Annotated in this window: 2 protein-coding genes and 2 pseudogenes; all 4 read right to left on the minus strand. The window is 68.4% G+C overall.

The window, feature by feature from the left end; all coding sequences use genetic code 11:
* Window positions 1-410, minus strand: a pseudogene (locus HUU94_RS09145) (EF-hand domain-containing protein); the annotation flags it as partial.
* Window positions 411-412: 2 nt separating this feature from the next.
* Entirely contained in the window at window positions 413-718 is a 306-nt protein-coding gene (locus HUU94_RS09150) for a hypothetical protein (RefSeq protein WP_174274779.1), read from the minus strand.
* Between the two features lie 108 nt (window positions 719-826).
* Complete coding sequence (ppdK, locus tag HUU94_RS09155) at window positions 827-3,514, minus strand: pyruvate, phosphate dikinase (protein ID WP_174274780.1); 2,688 nt, start codon at window positions 3,512-3,514, stop codon at window positions 827-829.
* Window positions 3,515-3,850: 336 nt separating this feature from the next.
* Window positions 3,851-4,100, minus strand: a pseudogene (locus HUU94_RS09160) (DNA polymerase III subunit delta'); the annotation flags it as partial.

The raw sequence follows: 4,100 nt of genomic DNA on the forward strand, positions 1-4,100 counted from the left end.
CCGCCGCGACGACCACCACCACCCCGGCCGCCGTCGCGTCCGCCACGGGGACCACCTTGCGCGCCGCCGCCGCCGAAGCCGCCGCCGCTGCTCGTTTCCGGGGCGATCACCTGTTCATAGCGGTCGATCTCCTCGGGGCCGATCTCATGATCGTGGTCGGCATCCAGCGTGGCGAAGAAGCGCGCCGCATCCGTTTGAAACTCGACGAGCGTGATTCGGCCGTCATGATCGGCATCGGCGCCCGCGAACCACGCCTCGGCATTATCGGCCGCGTCGCGAAACGGTTCGCCCATCGGGCTGACGAACAGGCGCGCGCGATGCCAGGGAGGGCTGTCCGCCGCTTCGGGCGGCGGGCCGGATTGGGCATGCGCGCCGGCCGCCAGCGTCGCCGCCAACAGCAGCCCGCGCATCCTCATCTGCTCCAACGGCCGTTCTGCCGCGACGTCAGGAAGGAGAAGGCGGCGGTCCCGGTCTGGCCGAGCGGCACGACGGTCGTGCCGTAGAGCGCCTGCCGACCGCCCGTCCCGATCTCTACCCCGACCTCGCCGTGCACGCCACGATGCGCGCCGTTGATCGGCAGTTCGCCGTCATTGCGCGTCGCGCCCGCCTCTAGCGCGGCGGCGCGGTCGGCCGGCGAAAGTGCTACTGGCGGTTCGGCGAGCGCCGCACTTGCTCCCAGTGCGGCGAGCAGCACGATCCCCAGTTTGACGCGTGCCATGCCCGGCTCCTCGAAATGTCTTGCCTCTCTCAAGCCCCGGCGATGCTGACACACGCCTGAACGAAGCCGCGTTCCCCGTCTAATCCCGGCACCGCTGCCGAGCCGACATCATGGCTTGAGCGCCGCCTGCGCCGCGGCGAGGCGCGCGATCGGCACGCGGTAAGGCGAGGCCGAGACATAATCGAGGCCGATCGCCTCGCAGAAGGCGATCGAGGCGGGATCGCCGCCATGCTCGCCGCAGATGCCGAGCTTGATGTCCGGACGGGTCTTGCGCCCGCGCTCGGCCGCCAACTGGATCAGCTCGCCGACCCCTTCGATATCGAGGCTGACGAACGGATCCTTGGCGTAGATCCCCTGCTCGACATAGACGCCGAGGAAGCGCGCGGCATCGTCCCTCGAGACGCCGAGAGCGGTCTGCGTCAAGTCATTGGTTCCAAACGAGAAGAAGGCTCCCACCTCGGCGATCTCACCCGCCTTGAGCGCCGCACGCGGAAGCTCGATCATCGTGCCGACAAGATATTCGAGGCGAGTGCCCGTCTCGGCGAACACCGCCTCGGCCGCCTTGTCGATCACCGCCTTCATCAGCTCCAGCTCGCGGCGCGTCGCGACGAGCGGCACCATCACCTCGGGGATCGGCGCGTCGCCGGTCTTGTTGGCGACCGCCACCGCCGCCTCGAAGATCGCGCGCGCCTGAATCTCATAGATTTCGGGATAGGTCACGCCGAGGCGGCAGCCGCGATGGCCGAGCATCGGGTTGAATTCGTGCAGCTCGGCGGCGCGGCGCTTGAGCTTCTCGACGTCGATGCCGGTCGCTGCCGCGACCTCGGCGAACTCGCCTTCCTCGTGCGGCAGGAATTCGTGCAGCGGCGGATCGAGCAGGCGGATCGTCACCGGCAATCCCGCCATGATCTCAAAGATTTCGGCGAAGTCGCTGCGTTGCTCCGGCAACAGTTTCTCGAGTGCGGCGCGGCGCCCCTTCTCGTCCTCGGCGAGGATCATCTGGCGGACGCTGGTGATCCGCCCCGCATCGAAGAACATATGTTCGGTGCGGCACAGGCCGACGCCCTCTGCGCCGAACTGCCGCGCGGTGCGGCAATCGAGCGGCGTCTCGGCATTGGCGCGCACCTTGAGGCGGCGGACGCCATCGGCCCATTCCATCAGCACGCCGAAGTCGCCCGCCAGCTCGGGCTGCACGGTCGCGACCTCGCCCAGCATCACCTCGCCGGTGGCGCCGTCGATCGTCAGGATATCGCCCGCCGTCACCTCGCGCCCGCCGACGCGGAACAGCTTCGCCCTGGCGTCGATCGCCAGGCTGCCGACGCCCGAGACGCACGGCCGCCCCATCCCGCGCGCCACCACCGCCGCATGGCTGGTCATGCCGCCGCGCGCGGTGAGGATGCCCCTGGCGGCGTGCATGCCGTGGATGTCTTCGGGGCTGGTCTCGACGCGGACGAGGATCACCGCCTCGCCCGCCGCCGCCATCCTCTCGGCGCTGTCGGCATCGAACACCGCCTTGCCGCTGGCCGCGCCCGGCGAGGCGGGCAGGCCCTTGGCGATGACGTCGCGCGGCGCCTTGGGATCGAGCGTCGGGTGGAGCAACTGATCGAGCGCCGCCGGATCGACGCGGCCGATCGCCTCCTCGCGCGTGATCAGCCCTTCGTTGGCCATATCGACTGCGATCTTGAGCGCGGCCTTGGCGGTGCGCTTGCCGGCGCGGGTCTGGAGCATCCAGAGCTTGCCCTGCTGCACCGTGAATTCGATATCCTGCATATCGCGGTAATGCGTTTCGAGCAGATCGAACACCTTGGCGAGCTCGTCATAGACCGCGGGCATCGCCTCCTGCATCGAGGCCGCCTTGGCGCCCGCCCGCTCGCGCGCCGCCAGCGTCAGATATTGCGGAGTGCGGATGCCGGCGACGACATCCTCGCCCTGCGCGTTGATCAGGAACTCGCCGTAATAAGCGCGCTCGCCGGTCGAGGGATCGCGCGTGAAGGCGACGCCGGTCGCCGATGTCTCGCCCATATTGCCGAACACCATCGCCTGGACGTTGACCGCGGTGCCCCAGCTACCGGGAATATCGTGCAATCGCCGATAGACCTTGGCGCGCTCGGACTGCCAGGAGCCGAACACCGCGCCGACCGCGCCCCACAATTGATCGTGCACGTCCTGCGGGAAGGGCTTGCCCCATTGCTGCTCGACGAGGGCCTTGTAGCGATCGACCAGCGCCTCCAGATCTTCGGAGGTGAGATCGGTATCGAGGTGGAAGCCCTTGTCTTCCTTGGCGATCTCCAGTGCTTCCTCGAACGCGCCATGATCCAGCTCCAGCACGACATCGGCATACATCTGGATGAAGCGGCGGTAGCTGTCCCAGGCGAAGCGCGCATCGCCCGAGGCCTGCGCCAGCCCCTCGACGGTGCGATCGTTGAGCCCGAGGTTGAGCACCGTATCCATCATCCCCGGCATCGACGTCCGCGCGCCCGAGCGCACCGAGACGAGCAGGGGATCGGCCTCGTCGCCGAAGCTCTTGCCGGTGATTCCCTCGATATGCGCGATGCCGGTCGCCACCTCGTCGCGCAGGCTCTGCGGAAACTGGCCGCCCTCGTCATAGTAACGCGTGCACATCGCGGTCGAGATGGTGAAGCCCGGCGGCACGGGCAGGCCGATCGAGGCCATGCCATCGAGGTTGGCGCCCTTGCCGCCGAGAAGGTTCTTGTCGCCCTGCCCGCCATCGGAGACGCCGCCGCCGAAGCGATAGACGTAGCGATCGCTGGTGTCTGTCTTGGGCAGGCTGGCCATAAGATCGATACTCGCGGACGGGGTGATCGGGAGCATCGCGCCTAACCGGAGGAGGCCGAACGGTCCAGCCCCCGGCCCCGGAACCCGAAAGCCACAGCGATCGTGGCTTTTGTGGCTTTTGTAGGCTTTGTGGCTTTCGCCACGGCCCCGCGCCGAGAGGCTGTCCTGTTCAGGCTGAACGTCACCCCGGCCTTGAGCCGGGGTTCACCAAGCTCCTAGTCCCGAGCTGACAGGCTCTGTGGGACGGTGGATGCCGGAACGAGTCGGGCATGACGGAAGATCTTACGTGTTCGAATGGCATAAGCACCGAACAAGTCCGGGTGACGAAGGAGGAGGTCAGGCGCGACCGTCCGGGGCAAGGCTGGCGACGAGCCCGGCGAGCTCGAACACCGTCAATTGCGGGTCCATCGACTGGCGCACGGCAAGCTCGGCGATGCGCCGCGCCTCGCTCCACAGCGCGATCCTTGCCGGCATCTCCGGCCCCCCCGCCCGCGCCGCGGCGGCGATGCGGCGGGGGACGCGCGCGAGGAAGGCCTCGTAGCGCGGCTGCGCGGCCTTGGTGCCGAGCGTCCTGGCGAGTTGCGAC

Source organism: Sphingomonas bacterium, assembly GCF_903644055.1.
In the GTDB taxonomy this organism is placed as follows: domain Bacteria; phylum Pseudomonadota; class Alphaproteobacteria; order Sphingomonadales; family Sphingomonadaceae; genus Sphingomonas_I.